Source organism: Hansschlegelia beijingensis (assembly GCF_014196425.1).
GTDB lineage: Bacteria > Pseudomonadota > Alphaproteobacteria > Rhizobiales > Methylopilaceae > Methylopila > Methylopila beijingensis.
On sequence record NZ_JACIDR010000003.1, the window covers coordinates 425245 to 440342 of the forward strand.

A 15098-nucleotide genomic window follows, 5' to 3' on the forward strand; every position below is an offset into this window, starting at 1 on the left:
GGCTCAGGGCCGCTCGAAGGTCGCCGGCAGCGGGTGCAGATGCTCGATCGCGACGTCCGCGTCCGCGGCCTCGACGCGCTCGGCGATCATCAGCCGGTGGCAGTGCTCGGGCTCGCGCTCGAAGCACAGCAGGCAGAGCCGCTTGCCCGTCCGGATCAGCTGCTCGAGCGCCGTCAGCTCGTCCCGGGCGGCCTCGGTCTGGAGATGGGCTTCGTAGATGCGGCGCATCTCGTCGTGCCGCCCGGAGCGCGCGGCCGCCCGCCCGTCGGCCGGGGTTCCGAGCGCCCGCATGTGCAGGTAGCCGACGCCGCGCTCCGCGAGCCCCGCCGCAAGCGCCCGCTTCGAGAAGCCGGGGCGGCGGGAGTTCGCCACCGCGCGCACGTCGACCAGCGTCTCGACGCCGGCGTTCGCCAGCGCGTCGGCCAGCGCGTTGGGCGTGGCGCCCTCATATCCGATGGTGAAGAGACGGCTCATCTGATCCTGCAGGCCCAGATCTTCTGCACCCGGGCGCCGAAGCGGACGGCCGGGTAGCCCTCGTAGAATCCCGGGATCACGAACGCGCCTTCGCCCGATGGCGGCACGAGCCCCGCGCCGGTGAACCCGACGTCGTTGAGGTCAAGGTTCTGGGCCGACACCTCGATCTTCGTCAACACGCGGTCGGCAAACGGGTTTCTGGCGTCCCAGATGAACACGTTGGACTGCACGTAGAAGGACGGGCTCGCGGCCCTGACCTTGCGCAGGTCCTCGAGCGACAGCTGCTCGGCGGGGCAACTCGCGGACTTCTCCAAGAGCCCGTCGCGCTGCAGCGCGGCGCGGGCCCCGTCCTCGCAGGTCCGGCGGCACGCGAGCGCGGCGTCCTTGATCTCGATGTCGCTGGCGGTGGCGCTGATCCGGCCGTTGAGGCAGTCGCGCAGACAGCTCTGCGCCGCCGCGAGGTCGGGCGCGGCCGCGATCGCCAACGCCAGTATCAGTCGTTTCGCGATCATCCGGCTGCGCTCGCGTCAGGGCCGCCGGTGCGGCGGGCGTCCTGCCATACGCACGAGAGCCCGGGACGGATCCGTCCGGCGGCTCGGGTCGCTGGCAGCAGCTGCCCGCGCATGCTGCTAAAGCACTGAAATCACAAGGCTATTACCCGCTTTTCGATTGTCATGAAAGTGAGTCGCAGAACACACTGACGTTGCGGCGCTTCGGCAACCGCGCCGCGAGGCGATGGAGCATGCGATGAGCGAGCGTGAGTTCCCCAAGTCGAGCGTCCAGCGGGCGAGTGCGGATTTCGAACTTCAGATGCAGGGTTACGGGCTGATCACCGCGGAGATCCTCTACCGCATGCCCGATCACCCCAAGCTGCTGCAGTCCTTCCTCTGGCAGGACTACGACCATTCCCCCGAGTTTCCGGTCCTGCGGCGCTTTCTGGACTGGTGGCGAAAGGAGCTCGAGGGCGTCCTGCACTCGGTCAGGGTGGCGCACAAGGCGCTCATCGGTCCGGCGGACTTCCAGCCGGTGAGGGCCGAGTTCCGCCTGAACTGAGCTCAGCGTCCCTCAACGGCCTGTAGTCGAAGACGGCCGTGCGCACGTCGGCGGCGTCGGGGCCGGTCATCACCTCGACCGGCCCGGCCGTCGCGGCGAAGCGATCGTCCGAGAGCCAGTACGCGAAGTCCTCGGCGCGGATCGAGAACGTGACCGTCCTGCTCTCTCCAGGCGCGAGCGCGACCCGCTGGTGGCCGCGGAGCTGGCGCAACGGCGGGGCCACGCGCGCCACGCGCGGCCGAAGATAGAGTTGAGCCACGGTCTCGCCGGCCCGGGCGCCTGTGTTCGTCACCTCGACCTGCGCCGTCACGGTCTCGCCGTCGCGCAGCACGTCGCGGTCGAGCCGCGGGGCGCCGAACGAGAAGCTCGTGTAGCCGAGCCCGAAGCCGAACGGGTAAAGCGGCTCGTGGCTCTCGTCGCCATAGCCTGCGGTGTAGGGCTCGGGCGGCAGCGTGGCGGGGCGGCCGGTCGGCCTCTGCTCGTGATGGATCGGGACCTGCCCGACCGTCCGCGGGAACGTCATCGGCAGGCGCCCGGTGGGGGAGACTTCGCCCATGATCAGCCGGGCGAGCGCGAGACCGCCCATGCTGCCGGGCTGCCAGGCGTAGAGAATCGCGGGGGCCTGCGCGGCAAGCTCAGTCAGGACGAGCGGCCGGCCTGCGAACACCACCGCGACGGCGGGCTTGCCGAGCGCCAGCACGGCCCTGGCGAGCTTCGCCTGGTCGCCCGGCAGATCGAGCGAAGCGCGGCTTGCGCCTTCTCCGGACTGGTTGAACCGCTCGCCGAGCGCGAGCACCACCGCGTCGGCGCCGTGCGCGGCCTCGACTGCGGCGGCGATGTCGGCGTCCGAGGACGCTTCGGCCGCGCCGCCGGCGGCGAACGAAAGCTGGACGGCGTCGCCCAGGACCTGCGCGAGGCCCTGCCGAAGCGTGACCGTCTCCGAGGGTTCTCCGCGGCCGGCCCACGGCCCGAGCGTGTCGGCCGGCGAGTCGCCGATCGGCCCGATCAGGGCGACCTTGCGGACGTCCCGCCGGAAGGGCAGGACGCCGCCGTCATTCTTCAGCAGGACGGCTGATTTCTCCGCGAGCTCCTGCGCGACCGCCCGATGCTCCGGACGGAACAGGGTCGCTTCCGCGCGGCCGGGCCGGGCGCCGCGCGACGGATCATCGAACAGGCCGAGCGCTTCCTTGAGCCGGAGCACGCGCCGAACGGCCGCGTCGAGCGCGTTCTCGGGCACGACGCCCGCGCGGACAAGGTCCGGCAGGCTTCTGACGAACGCCTTCGACTGCATGTCGACATCGGCGCCCGCCGCGAACGCCTGGGCGGCCGCGTCCTCGGCGTCCCGTGCGAAGCCATGGACGACCAGCTCCCTCACCGCGCTGAAGTCGCTGAGCGCCGGCCCCTCGAACCCCCATTCCCGCCTGAGCACGTCGGTCAGCAGCCAGGCGTTGGCGACCGTCGGCAGGCCGTCCGGCGCGTTGAAGGCGGCCATCATGCAATGCGCGCCTGCCTCCACGGCGGCGTGGAAGGGCGGCAGGTAGGTCTCGCGCAGCCCGCGCCGGGAAAGATCGGGCGCCGTGTAGTCCCGCCCGCCCTCGACCGCCCCGTTGGCCCCGAGATGTTTTGCGCAGGCGGCCGTCGCATCGGGCGCCGCGAGATCGTCGCCCTCCAGTCCCTTCACCCGCGCTTCCGCGATGCGCGCGGCGAGCCATGGCGACTCCCCCGGCCCCTCGACGGCGCGGCCCCAGCGTGCGTCGCGCGTCACGTCGAGCATCGGCGCGAAGATCACGTTGACGCCGTCCGCCGCCGCCTCCGTCGCGGTGACCCGTTCGGCCCGGCGGATCAGCTCCATGTCCCAGCTCGCCGCCTGGCCAAGGGGCGTCGGGAAGATCGTCCGGTAGCCGTGGATGGCGTCGAACGCCAGGAGCAGCGGCACGCCGAGGCGGCTGCGGCCGGCCGCCTCCTGCGCCGCCCGCGCGGCGTCGGCGCCGTGGACGTTGAACAGGCTTCCCACACGGCCCGCGGCGATCTCGTCGCGCACCTCGGCGGCCTTCGGGTCGTCCTCCGGAAGGGCCGAGATCATGTTGAGCTGCCCGGCCTTCTCCTCGAGCGTCATCCGCCCCAGCAGCTCCTCTGCCCGGTCCGACCCTGACGGCGCTGCGCTCGCAGGCGCGACCGCCAGGAGGGCGCACAGGGTCAGCCACGCGGGACGGAAGACGATCATGATCGGCGGCTCTTGAGACGCGGAGGCAGGGCGACGCGGCCATCTAGGGCGAGACGGCGGGAGGGCAGCCTTCACGTTCACGTTGCGCGCGGCGAGCCGGAGCGGTAACGCGCTGAGAGGCCTGACCGGGAGCCCTTCAGATGACGTCCGCGCGACCCAGCATCGGTTTCCTTGGCATAGGCCTGATGGGCGCGCCGATGGCGCGGCGCCTGCTGGGCGCCGGCTTCGAGGTGGTGGCCTGGAGCCGCACGGCCGACAAGGCGCGGGCGCTGGCGCAGGACGGCGCGCGCGCCGCAAGCTCGGCGGCCGAGGCCGCGGCGGCCTGCGACGTGCTGATCGCCATGCTGGCCGACGGACCCGCGGTCGCCGACACGCTGTTCGGGGCCGGGGGCGCGGCAGCGGCGCTGAAGCCCGGCGGCCTCGTGATCGACATGAGCTCGATTCCGCCGTCGCTCGCCCGTGACCACGCCGCGCGCCTCGCGGGGCAGGGCGTCGCCCATCTCGACGCGCCGGTGTCGGGCGGCACGAGGGGCGCGGCGGCCGGCGCGCTGGCGATCATGGTCGGCGGCGATCCCGAGGCGTTCGAGCGGGCCCGGCTGGTTTTCGCGCCGCTCGGCCGCGCGATCCGCGTCGGCCCGGCCGGCGCCGGGCAGCTCGCCAAGCTCGCCAACCAGGTGATCGTCGGCGTGACGATCGGCGCGGTCTCGGAGGCGCTGCTGCTGGCCGCCGCCGGCGGCGCCGATCCGGCCGCCGTGCGCGAGGCGATCCGCGGCGGTTTCGCGGAGAGCCGCATCCTCGAGGAGCACGGCCGGCGCATGCTCGAGCGCGACTTCCGGCCGGGCGGCATGGTCGGCACCCAGATCAAGGATCTCGACACCGCGCTCGCCGCCGCCGCGGAGGCCGGCGTGACGCTGCCGCTGTCGCAGGACGTCCGCGACCGCTTCGTCGAGCTGCGCGACAGGTTGGGCGCCGGCGGCTACGATCACTCGGCGCTGCTGCTGCAGCTCGAGGCGATGGCGGGCGCCCGGCTGACCGACATCGCGCCCGGCTGACCCGGCGCCCCGCCTCCTTCCGTCCGCTACCGTCCCTCCACCGGTGCTCCGATGCCGAACCTGTCGCCTGCGCTCGCGCCGCTCGTGCTTCTGCTGTGCTCGAACGTCTTCATGACGTTCGCCTGGTACGGCCACCTCAAGTTCAAGGCTGCGCCGCTGTGGGCGGCGATCCTGGTCAGCTGGGGCATCGCGCTGATCGAATACTGCTTCGCCGTGCCGGCGAACCGGATCGGCAGCGCGGTCTATTCGGGCGCCGAGCTCAAGGCGATGCAGGAGGTGATCACGCTCAGCGTGTTCGCGGTGTTCTCCGTCGTCTATCTGGGCGAGCGGCTGACGGTGAACCACGTCGTCGGCTTCGCGCTCATCGCGGCCGGGGCCTTCTTCGTCTTCAAGGGCCCGCTGCGCTGACCCGTTTCGGGTTGCGTCGCCCGGGTCCCGCGACATAGGGTCCGCCCGGAAATCGATGCCCGGAGCTCGCAAAAAATGGCCTTCCTCGCCGACGCGCTGTCGCGCGTAAAGCCGTCCGCCACCATCGCGGTCACCCAGAAGGCCCGCGACCTCAAGGCGGCGGGCCGCGACGTCATCTCGCTCGGCGCCGGCGAGCCCGATTTCGACACGCCGCAGAACATCAAGGACGCCGCGATCGACGCGATCCGCCGCGGCGAGACCAAATATCCCCCGGTCGCCGGCATCGCGCCGCTGCGCGAGGCGATCGCGCAGAAGTTCAAGCGCGAGAACGGGCTCGACTACCGGCCGTCGCAGACCATCGTGGCGACCGGCGGAAAGCAGATTCTCTACAACGCCTTCGTGGCGACGCTTAACCCCGGCGACGAGGTGATCGTGCCGGCGCCGTACTGGGTGAGCTACCCCGAGATGGTCGCGCTCAACGGCGGCACGCCGGTGATCGTCGACACCCGGATCGAGCACGGCTTCAAGCTGCGCGCCGAGGACCTCGAGGCGGCGATCACGCCGCGCACCAAGTGGGTGCTGCTGAACTCGCCCTCGAACCCCTCCGGCGCGGCCTATTCGCGGGAGGAGATCAAGGCGCTGACCGACGTGCTGCTGCGGCACGAGCATGTCTGGGTGCTGACCGACGACATGTATGAGCACCTCGTGTTCGGCGGCTTCGAGTTCACCACGCCCGCGCAGGTCGAGCCGGCGCTCTACGACCGCACGCTGACCATGAACGGCGTCTCCAAGGCCTATTGCATGACCGGCTGGCGCATCGGCTACGCGGCCGGGCCGGACAAGCTGATCCGGGCGATGGAGATGGTGCAGGGCCAGCAGACCTCCGGCGCCTGCTCGATCGCCCAGTGGGCGGCGCTCGAGGCGCTCGCCGGTCCGCAGGACTTCCTGCCGGGCTTCCGCGAGGCGTTCGAGCGGCGGCGCGACCTCGTGGTGTCGATGCTGAACCAGGCGCGCGGCCTGTCCTGCCCGACGCCGGAAGGCGCGTTCTACGTCTACCCGTCCTGCCAGGGCGCGCTCGGCCGCAAGGCGCCCTCGGGCAAGACCATCGAGACCGACGAGGACTTCGTCTCCGAGCTGCTCGAGGCCGAAGGCGTCGCGGTGGTGCACGGCTCGGCCTTCGGCCTCGGGCCGAACTTCCGCATCTCCTATGCGGCGGCCGACGAGACGCTAGAGGAGGCCTGCCGGCGCATCCAGCGTTTTTGCGCGGAACTGCGCTGACGCGGTCGAACGAAACCCGCGCCTGAAGCGTTCGGTCATCGCGGGGACGACACCCGGGAGACCCACGACCATGCACGCACTGATCAGGGCCGGCCTCGTCGCGGCCGGCTGCCTCGCAGCCGGCGCGGCGCTCGCGGCCGACGCCAGCCACCCGTCCGTCACGATCTCCAAGCAGCCGCGCTACTACCAGCCGGTGTCGGGCTACCAGACCGGCACGCTGACCTGCGAGACGCCGGGCACGATCGGCTATGTGGTCGGCTCGCGGCGCGAGCTGTCCTGCATCTACCGGCCGAGCGCCGGCCGCAACGCGGTCGACCTCTATGTCGGCCACATCAACAAGGTCGGCGTGGACGTCGGCGCCACCGGGCCGGGCGTGCTCGCCTGGGCGGTGCTGGCGCATTCCAAGGACCTCGGGCCGGGCGATCTGGCCGGCAAGTATCTGGGCGCCTCGGCGAGCGCCACGGCGCTGATCGGCGTCGGCGCGAACGTCCTGGTCGGCGGCTCGGACACCACCGTCTCGCTGCAGCCGATCAGCCTCGAGGGCAGCACCGGCATCGCGGTCGCGGCCGGCCTGTCGTCGCTGACGCTCGATCCGATCTGACGCCGCCCGCGCTCGCGGGCTCGTGAAGACGCGCTGCGGCCGGAGGCGTAACCTCCGGCCGTCGTCGTTCGTAGATCGTCGCAGCGTATGCCTGCCGCGGAGACCATCATGCTCATCCGACGCGTTCCGTCCTGGGCGATCCCCGAATCCGGGGCGACGCCCGAGCATGTCTGGCTGAACCGCCGCAGCTTCATCGCGGCGGCTGGCCTCGCCGGCGCGGCGCTTGCGGCCTCGCCCGCGAGCGCGTTCTTCGGCTTCGGCGAGAAGAAGGCCGCAGCCCCCCAGCCGCCGGACCCCTCCGCCGGGCTCTACCCGGTGAAGCGCAACCCGGCCTATGTGCTCGACCGGCCGGTGACGCCGGAAGCCTACAATCTCGGCTACAACAACTATTACGAGTTCAACACCTCGAAGAGCGTCGCCGAGGACGCCGCCGCGCTGCCGATCCGGCCCTGGACCATCAAGGTCGGCGGCATGGTCGAGAAGCCGTTCGAGGTCGGCATCGACGACCTGCTGAAGAAGCTGCCGCCCGAAGAGCGGCTCTACCGGCACCGCTGCGTCGAGGCGTGGTCGATGGCGCTGCCCTGGTCGGGCATCCCGCTCAAGGACTTCGTCGCGATGGCGAGGCCGCTCGGCTCGGCCAAATACGTGGTGATGAAGACCTTCCTCAACCCCGACGTCGCGCCCGGCCAGGCGAGCCCGCTGTTCGACTGGCCCTACACCGAGGGGCTGACCATGGCGGAGGCCACCAACGACCTCGCCTTTCTGGCCACCGGCGCCTATGGCAAGCCGCTCGCCCGCCAGATGGGCGCGCCGATCCGCCTCGCCGTGCCGTGGAAATACGGCTTCAAGTCCGTCAAGGGCATCGTCAGCTTCGACTTCACCGACAAGCGCCCCAAGACGCTGTGGGCGGTCGCCGGCCCCGGCGAATACGGTTTTTGGGCCAATGTGAACCCGGAGGTGCCGCACCCGCGCTGGAGCCAGGCCAGCGAGCGCGTGCTCGGCACCAACGAGCGGCGGCCGACCCTCCTGTTCAACGGCTACGCCGAACAGGTCGCCGGGCTCTACAAATGGCTCGGCAACGAAGAGCTGTACCGCTGAGCCCTGCGCCGCGCCGCGCTCTTGCGGCCCCGTCGCGGAACTGCGGCGGGCGGCGGCGGGGCCTCCGCCTCGCCTGACCTCACGCCCTCCCGCAGGCTGCGGCCGAGCGCGTCGAAATCCACCCGGTCGCGCTGCTCGGCGAGGCACGCGCAGCCGAGATCGCCCTGGCAGCGGCCGGCCCTCCGGCAGCCGGCCGACAGGCAGGCGCGCCACAGCTCATAGGCGTCCGAGAGCTTCTTGCGCACCGCGAGCCCTTCCGGCGGCGGCGCCGGCAGGCCCCTCCGGCGCGCAGGCCCCGCGGGCGGGCAGGCGCGGGCGCGCAAGGGGCGGGCGCGGCGCGGCCATAGGCGGGCGGCCCGCGCTCCTCCTCCGGCGGCGAAGGCGGCACGGCGGGCGCGGCCGGCTGGGCTCGCCGCGCGGCCACATAGGCGGCCTTTCGCGGCCAGACGGATTGCGGAACGAGCGCCACCGGGACCTCCTTCTGAAAACGGCGCGGGCGCGCGCACGAGCGTCGGCGTCTCCCGCGGGGCGAGGCCGCGCGTGAGCCGGATGGGGAGGCGCAGGGCGCCGGGCCACCGCATCTGACATTTCAATGCCGGTCGCCCGGCGCCCCACGCGCGGCGGTTTCGCGACGGCCGGGGGGATCGCGCTCCGGTCGCGGGCGGCCCGCAGCCCCTTGCGGGGTCGGTCCCTTTGCGGCCCCGGACCGGGGCTCCCGAAGAAGCCCGAACCCGAAAGGCCATCCCGCGCCTTAAGGCGCTCGAAGGCGCGGCCCCGTCCTAGTGCGGGGCGGGCGATCGCGTCTCGACCGGACGAGGGAAGAAAAACCTCAGCCGGAGAGCCCAGGCCGACGTCCCGAGCCGCGAAGGTCCGGCCTCCGCGCCGCAGGCGCCGCCCTCACATCCCGCGCGAACGGCCGGTCCGGACGCGCCTCCCCGCGGGAGAAGGTCCTTTGAACATGCACGGGGGGAGGGGAGGTGTCAAGGAAAAAAAACCTATAGCTCCTTCGATTTCCCACGGGCCTCGCAACCTGCCTTATCAGTGCTCTGCGGATGAATTGCCTTGCTCTCGGAAATAGTCAGACTCCTCCATGCTCCTAAGAACGCCGTTTACTGCCTTGGCGCCAGGAGCATCTTTCCGTAGTTCACGCTTAGCTTGTATCAGTGCAATTAACCGTTTTAGGTCTTGCCTTTCTCTTAGAGAGTTCACGCCTGTCTGGAGTTGATCGAAAGTGACGAAGAGCATGGCTCTCATATAGAAGCTATTCCGGTTTGTGTCAGTTATAACGGACTCGGCTATTCGTGGCCAATCATTTGCTTTCGACCGTAATATAAGCGCGTATTTCAAGAGGAGCGAAAATCCCACATCTTTTCCATCCTCGACGATTTTCTTGAACGCCTCCGAAAGTTTTCTAGTGCCAATGTCATCTATTGCTTTCGAGGTGATGGTATTCGGGGTCGCGCACACGACCTCGTAAATACGTTCATCTATCCCAACGCTTTCTTCAAAGTTCATTTCATTTAAGAAAGCGATTCCGTTCCAAGCAAATATACGACTAGTCGCAATTACCGGAGAGAAGAAAAGCGCTATCTGGAATACCGCTTCATAGCTCTCAAGCACACACTCAACCGCAGTTCGTTTTGCGTGCCCTGAGACGTAGCTGCTATTTACCAGAGCGTCAATCAGCGCACGCTGCATTCGTGCGAGAGCCTGCTTCATCCGGTCAAACCGCCGAATGACAACAGTTTGGTCATGAGTTCGTCTCTCAGACAGCAAAGATCGCTTTACGTTATCAATTTCGGAGGCGGAAGTGGGGCCGGCTTCTATCGCTCGATTTATTGGATCCCAAAGCGCTCTCTCCTCCGACGTATTAATCGGCCACTGAAAATCGAGAAGGGGATCAAACCGCTCATCGAAATAACGATCTTTAAATTCATCGAGAGATGATCTGAGCTTGTGTGTTAGATCAACTATTAGCTCTGTGCTATCTACGCTCGTTCCGGAAATTACATCAACAAGCCCATCTGTATCCATATGAGAATCGGACCGCAAAAAGTCTGCGAGCAAAGCAGGGCGATCTGAAACATGGCGACCGAGAAAATAACTGTAGAACAGCCGATACCTAAATCCGTACGTAGATTCGACACTACATAATATCTTTGAATCAAGGAGCTCAGTTAAGATGGCTAAAGAATCGAACTGAATTAGTGCCTCATTCATCCATTCTTCACAGAATGCCGACCACTCAGCTTTGGTGAACAGTGACTTCTGCTGAGAAAACAAACGGAATACAAACGACCCGACAAGGTCTATCTTATTCCGCGAGTTGAATGAATCGATATAGTCATTACTTGGACGCGTTAGCACCTGCTGTATGTATCTCTCCATAATTTGGACTCTATTTAAGGGCTGGAAATCACCTTCCTTGTACAATATCGTTATGTACATTATCACGTTCGTGGGCGTGAGAGGGATGCAGAGACTTAGCAGGTCTGAGTAGACGCGATCAACCACGGATGAGATGATGTTGCTGTCGCTCGTCTCAAACACCGACGCTGTTAGCGTGCGGATATCTTGCCGGTGAAGCCCTTCAAGTTCCGCAAGCTCAAGCTCAAAGGGAAAATCCGGATCTCGCAACATTGACTCGTCCCCAGTTCGAAATGAATGGGAAACTAAAATAAACCGGCTAAAAATACTCAGGCCGTGAAGTTCCCGAATTAGCCTCTCATGTCTTTCGATAGAGAAATTGTCGAGGATAAGTACGGCTCCTGGCGGAGTCTTGGACCCGTTGAATTCTTTCATTAATTTAGCTTGGTAGGCAGGCAATGAATTAGCGTCTTTGACAAGGCAAAACGATCCTGAATTAGTCAGGTCAAGTCGAAGGCGCCGACACAGCGTAGTAGCGCCATGCTCGGGTCGGCAAGATATCAGGTATGACGTTTTGCCTCCCACGACTTCAGACAACAGGATGGGGATCGGGTGCTGATTTGTTTCATATTGTGATGCGTTCATTGGTTTGGTAAGGCGCGGATCAACATACAAGGGGCGGCCGGATCTCGTCATGAGGAGATCGTCGCCCAGATCCCTTAGATCATGCGCAGCAAGGGGGGCATTGGCGGGCAGCCTACCTGAGTTTGTGAAAGGGGAGCTTTCCGCTGGTGCGTCGGTGGCGCCGGGGGCAATATGTGGAGCGTAGATGCCTGTATTTGAGAGGAGAAGCTCAAGTAATGGCTGCAGACTTTCGTGAGACGAGAAGCCAGTGAGGGCATCCTTATTTAACGCATAAAATATGGGTGAAATACGATATTTCCGCATAAACTGTTCGCGTATGAGAGGTGTGGTAGGTTGATCCGTTGGTCGTCCAATGAACGCAAAATGCCGCTGACCAGTCTGCGCAGAACGCATTGAACCCTCTGCTAGACGACTTAAAAACGGATCGTTAAAGCTAAAGCCGATAAAAAGAACCTGCCGTGATGCTAACAGGTGCCTAATAAAGTTCGTGTTGTGGCTATCGCTATAGAATTGATCATAATCATCGGAGGTGAGCATCATACCATCGGGATCGGCAGCAGTGCCATGCCAGTGCAAAACTGTTGTACGTTCAGTGGAGAATACGTCGCCTTGCGTCCATCTAGCCAGCTCGGAGCGATCAGTGGCACGGGCCTGGAAGGCGGATTTCTGACAGGAGGCCGCGTAGGCCACCTCTAGGCCATCGTCGTAATTAGTCGTTATAAAAGCCGACGTCGGTAGCTTGCATAAATTGCTATGGGACGCCGTGTAATGAGCGTTACTGTTGCGGAAGATGTCCGCTATGAAAGATCGGAAGACGCTCTTGGTCATTCGCCTTTCTAGGGTCGAAGCAAGCTCAAGAGGATCGGATATAATCTGCGAGCGGCATAAGGCGACCTCACCGATATCTGTAATGAAGCCATCTAGCTGAGCTTTTTCGAGGAGCTTAGACAATAGTGAAGGCCACGTTGGGTATGCTGGCGCGCTTGCCCCAGCTCCAACGAACGGAACGATCTTGGAGCTGCGCATCTCATTCGATAACGCCGTAAACGCCTGAATATTTCCCGGGAAGGCGTCTTCGCGAAGTAACGACTCATCTGCCAGCGGCAAGGGAAGCTCCGTCGATATGGGGTTCTTTCGGGTGTCAGAACGGCAGGAGAATGTGAATCGCGCAGGGCATATTGGTCAACTGACATTAGCCGACGGAGCTTCGTAGTTCCATGTCAGGGCCGCTGGCAAAGCCGGATATTCCAGCTGGTTGATGCAAGCAGGGTCGCCGATCGTCGAAACTTCCGCAGCAGAAAGCGATTGCGCGAAGCGCAATTGACGACGGGCAATTTGCCCGGACAAATCAAGGCTTGGATGGCTGCGCCTCTTCGATGCAACGTCTTCGTGTGTCGTTCGCCTTGTCGCTCCCCCGGAACCCTCCCCAGCCTCCCGCGTTTTCTCCCCCGAAGGGCACAGACGCTGAGCGGGCCCATGGGCCCGCCGGGAGGACTTATATGACGCTGAAGAACACCGACATGCTTGGCCGCATGAAGCTGCTCGGCCCCGCGGCGGTCGTGGCGGCCGCGCTGGCGGCGAGCGGCGCCGCGCAGGCGCAGACCACCACCATCACCACCGACACGCCCTCGGTGTCGACCGAGCGCCAGACCACCATCCGCACCGACGACGCCGCGGCGGTCGAGAAGCGCAAGACCGTCACCGAGCACAGCGACGGCTCCGTCACCAAGAAGACGACCACCACCAAGGTCGACGAGCCGGACACGACCACGCGCACCACGATCGAGGCGCGCTGATCTTTTCGTCCCAAGGAGAGCTGAAGACGGCGGCCCACGGGCCGCCGTTTTTCGTTTCGCAGCCGTCGAAGCTTTGCCGACGCGGGCGCGGGGGCTGGTCGGCGCCGGCCGGCGCGTCAGATGGTAGTATTGGTCTCGTCGCTGGAGTCTCGCGGTGGCCGGTTTCGCCTCGTTCACGCGCTGCGCCGCTTGGCTCCTGCTCGGCTCCGCGCCGGCCTTCGCGCATTTCCAGGAGATCATCCCTTCAGCCGACGTGCTGCCCGACGGCGGCGGCGTCACGGTCGACATGATCTTCACGCACCCCTTCGAGCGCGGCCCGACGATGGAGATGAAGCGCCCCCTCCGGGCGGGGGTGCTCAAGGACGGCAGGAAGCTCGATCTTACGTCGTCGCTGACCCAAAAAACCGTGGGCGGCGCGACCGGCTGGACGCTCGCGCATGAGATGGGCGAGCCGGGCGTCGCCATCTTCTATGTCGAGCCGGAACCCTATTTCGAGCCCGCCGAGAACAAGCAGATCGTCCACTACGCCAAGGTGATCGTCGACGGCTTCGCCTCCGGCGAGGGCTGGGACGCGCTGGTCGGCCTGCCGGTCGAGATCCGCCCGCTGACGCGGCCGACGGGGCTGTGGACCGGGAACCAGTTTTCCGGCGTCGTGCTGAAGGACGGAAGGCCGGCGCCCTTCGCCGAGATCGAGGTCGAGTTCATCAACGACGGCTCGGTGAAGGCGCCGAACGACGCCTTCGTCACCCAGGTGCTGAAGGCCGACGCCAACGGCGCGTTCTCCTACACGATGCCGCGCGGCGGCTGGTGGGGCTTCGCGGCGCTGATCGAGGGCGACGCGCCCGGCCGGTCGCCCGACGGCCGCGAGGTCGCGGTGGAGGAGGGCGGCCTCATCTGGGTCAAGGCGACCGACATGCCCGGCGCGCGGTGAGGCGGCCCGTGGCGCACATCCCCGACGGCCTGCTCTCCGCGCCCGTGCTGGTCTCGGGCGCGGTCGCGGCCGTCGTGGGGGTGGGGCTCGGTCTGCGGCGCCTCGACGAGCGGCTCATTCCGCGCGCCGGCATTCTCGCCGCGGCGCTGTTCGTCGGCTCGCTGGTGGCGATCCCGGTCGGGCCGACCAGCGTGCATGTCCTGCTGAGCGGGCTGATGGGCCTGATGCTCGGCGTCGCGGCCTTCCCGGCGGTGTTCGTCATGCTGCTGCTGCAGGCGCTGCTGTTCGGTTTCGGCGGCCTGACGACGCTCGGCGTCAACACCGTCAACATCGCCCTGCCGGGGGTGGCGTTCGCGGCGCTGCTCGGGCCGATGATCCGGCGCGCCGACAACGGGCGGGCCGCGCTCGCGGGCCTGCTCGGCGCGCTCTCGGTCGCCGGAACCGGCGGGCTCGTCGCCCTGTCGCTCGCGCTGTCCTCCTCGGACTACACGCCGGTCGCGAGCGTGCTGCTCGCCACCTATGCGCCGCTGATGATCGGCGAGGCCTTCGTCACCGCCACCATCGTGGCGTTCCTCGGCCGCGTGCGGCCCGCCGCGCTGCAGCCCGCAGCCTCATGAAACGCCTCGCCGCAGCGTTGCTGATCGCTGCGGCGACCGCCACGCCCGCGGCGGCCCACAAGCTGCGGGTGTTCGCGACCGTCGAGGGCGGGAGCGTGCGGGGCTACGCCTTCTTCGTCGGCGGCGGCCGGCCGGAGGGCAGCGCCTGGGCGGCGAAGGGCGGCGCGGGCGAACTCATCGCCTCCGGCGCGACCGACGCCGAGGGCCGCTTCGCCTTCGCGCTTGCGGACGCGGCGCCGGGCGACGTGACCGTGACGGTCGACACCCATGAGGGCCACGTCGCCTCCGCGACGCTGTCGGCGCGCAGGTTTTCCGGAACGGCCGCCGTCGCGGCGCCGGAGCCGGACGCGGCCACGGAGACGTCCGCCGCGGCGCGCGACGACGCCAGGCTCGCCGGCCTCGTGGCCGCCGCGGTGCAGAGGGAGATCGAGCCGCTTCTGGAGCGGCTGGAGGCGATGGACGCGCGGCTCCGCTACACCGACATGCTGTCCGGGGTGTTCCTGATCATCGGGCTCGCCGGCATCGGTCTGTGGGCGCGGCGGAGGCGCAGCTGA

At 66.9% G+C, this 15098-nt stretch carries 15 protein-coding genes; 10 read left to right on the forward strand and 5 right to left on the reverse strand.

Features of this window, described 5'->3' with window-relative positions:
* Positions 1–3: 3 nt before the first annotated feature.
* Both GGR24_RS12030 and GGR24_RS12035 read right to left on the reverse strand, forming a co-directional pair.
* A complete protein-coding gene (locus tag GGR24_RS12030) occupies positions 4–474 on the reverse strand; it encodes a DUF488 domain-containing protein (protein ID WP_183395591.1) in 471 nt (156 codons plus the stop codon).
* Positions 471–986: a hypothetical protein gene (locus GGR24_RS12035; RefSeq protein ID WP_183395592.1), complete on the reverse strand. Its 516-nt coding sequence runs from the start codon at positions 984–986 to the stop codon at positions 471–473. Before GGR24_RS12035 ends, GGR24_RS12030 begins: the two co-directional genes overlap by 4 nt.
* A gap of 235 nt (positions 987–1221) precedes the next feature.
* Here GGR24_RS12035 and GGR24_RS12040 point away from each other — a divergent pair, with 235 nt between their 5' ends.
* Positions 1222–1527, forward strand: a complete 306-nt coding sequence (locus tag GGR24_RS12040; RefSeq protein ID WP_183395593.1) for an usg protein — start codon at positions 1222–1224, stop codon at positions 1525–1527.
* On the opposite strand, the gene bglX is transcribed toward GGR24_RS12040, so the two are convergent.
* Entirely contained in the window at positions 1475–3751 is a 2277-nt protein-coding gene (gene bglX / locus GGR24_RS12045) for a beta-glucosidase BglX (RefSeq protein WP_183395594.1), read from the reverse strand. The genes GGR24_RS12040 and bglX overlap by 53 nt on opposite strands.
* A 140-nt stretch (positions 3752–3891) precedes the next feature.
* On the opposite strand from bglX, the gene GGR24_RS12050 reads away from it, so the two are divergent.
* The 5 genes from GGR24_RS12050 to msrP all read left to right on the forward strand — a co-directional run bounded on the left by GGR24_RS12050 (position 3892) and on the right by msrP (position 8188).
* A complete protein-coding gene (locus tag GGR24_RS12050; protein WP_183395595.1) occupies positions 3892–4803 on the forward strand; it encodes an NAD(P)-dependent oxidoreductase in 912 nt (303 codons plus the stop codon).
* 51 nt (positions 4804–4854) lie between these two features.
* A complete protein-coding gene (locus GGR24_RS12055) occupies positions 4855–5211 on the forward strand; it encodes a DMT family protein (RefSeq protein ID WP_183395596.1) in 357 nt (118 codons plus the stop codon).
* A gap of 75 nt (positions 5212–5286) precedes the next feature.
* Positions 5287–6489 carry a pyridoxal phosphate-dependent aminotransferase gene (locus tag GGR24_RS12060; RefSeq protein WP_183395597.1) on the forward strand — a complete coding sequence of 401 codons (1203 nt, stop codon included), beginning with the start codon at positions 5287–5289 and terminating at the stop codon, positions 6487–6489.
* A 70-nt stretch (positions 6490–6559) separates the two neighbouring features.
* The gene (locus GGR24_RS12065; protein WP_183395598.1) at positions 6560–7090 is read left to right on the forward strand and encodes a DUF992 domain-containing protein; all 531 of its coding nucleotides are present in this window, start codon (positions 6560–6562) and stop codon (positions 7088–7090) included.
* Positions 7091–7198: 108 nt separating this feature from the next.
* A complete protein-coding gene (msrP, locus tag GGR24_RS12070; RefSeq protein WP_183395599.1) occupies positions 7199–8188 on the forward strand; it encodes a protein-methionine-sulfoxide reductase catalytic subunit MsrP in 990 nt (329 codons plus the stop codon).
* Here the strand turns inward: msrP and GGR24_RS12075 are convergent.
* Both GGR24_RS12075 and GGR24_RS12080 read right to left on the reverse strand, forming a co-directional pair.
* Positions 8152–8433, reverse strand: coding sequence for a hypothetical protein (locus tag GGR24_RS12075; RefSeq protein ID WP_183395600.1), 282 nt, complete (start codon positions 8431–8433; stop codon positions 8152–8154). The two genes, msrP and GGR24_RS12075, sit on opposite strands and share 37 nt — an antisense overlap.
* Before the next feature lie 793 nt (positions 8434–9226).
* Positions 9227–12307 carry an SIR2 family protein gene (locus GGR24_RS12080; protein WP_183395601.1) on the reverse strand — a complete coding sequence of 1027 codons (3081 nt, stop codon included), beginning with the start codon at positions 12305–12307 and terminating at the stop codon, positions 9227–9229.
* Positions 12308–12699: 392 nt separating this feature from the next.
* Between GGR24_RS12080 and GGR24_RS12085 the strand changes: the two genes are divergently transcribed.
* From GGR24_RS12085 to GGR24_RS12100, 4 genes are all read left to right on the forward strand, one after another.
* Positions 12700–12996, forward strand: coding sequence for a hypothetical protein (locus GGR24_RS12085; protein ID WP_183395602.1), 297 nt, complete (start codon positions 12700–12702; stop codon positions 12994–12996).
* 154 nt (positions 12997–13150) lie between these two features.
* Positions 13151–13927: a DUF4198 domain-containing protein gene (locus tag GGR24_RS12090; RefSeq protein ID WP_343066248.1), complete on the forward strand. Its 777-nt coding sequence runs from the start codon at positions 13151–13153 to the stop codon at positions 13925–13927.
* An 8-nt stretch (positions 13928–13935) separates the two neighbouring features.
* Entirely contained in the window at positions 13936–14544 is a 609-nt protein-coding gene (cbiM, locus tag GGR24_RS12095; protein ID WP_183395603.1) for a cobalt transporter CbiM, read from the forward strand.
* On the forward strand, positions 14541–15098 hold the full coding sequence (locus tag GGR24_RS12100) for a cobalamin biosynthesis protein CbiL (RefSeq protein WP_183395604.1): 558 nt from the start codon (positions 14541–14543) through the stop codon (positions 15096–15098). The genes cbiM and GGR24_RS12100 overlap by 4 nt, the downstream gene beginning before the upstream one ends.